Source organism: uncultured Photobacterium sp., assembly GCF_947502415.1.
Lineage (GTDB): Bacteria > Pseudomonadota > Gammaproteobacteria > Enterobacterales > Vibrionaceae > Photobacterium.
Window position 1 is genome coordinate 1 of the sequence record NZ_CANMZV010000118.1, and the last position, 309, is coordinate 309.

Below are 309 nucleotides of genomic sequence, written 5' to 3' on the forward strand. Positions count from 1 at the left end.
ACGACATAATTTATGATGAATTGTGTCGGGGTGTTATTCGCTCTGAGTCAAGAGAACAGTATCTGAGTATTGTAAACGGTTTACATGAACAGGGTGCTGAAGCTGTGATACTTGGTTGTACTGAAATCGCTCTACTTATTCAACAAGAACATACACAAGTACCATTGTACGACACGACTGAAATTCATGCTGCCCGGGCTGTTCAATTAGCAACATCGAATGACATGGCAATATAACAAGGCAATCAAGGTGATGCGTTACACTCGGCGGTTTTGGTAGGGAGTTTGGTGTGCTTTGCTGGTTCCGTGG

Annotated in this window: 1 protein-coding gene; it reads left to right on the plus strand. The window is 43.4% G+C overall.

Going from position 1 to position 309, the window contains the following annotated elements; all coding sequences use genetic code 11:
• Window positions 1-236: aspartate/glutamate racemase family protein (locus tag Q0852_RS23780; RefSeq protein ID WP_299022929.1), on the plus strand; the 236-nt coding region annotated here is incomplete at its 5' end.
• Window positions 237-309: the final 73 nt, after the last annotated feature.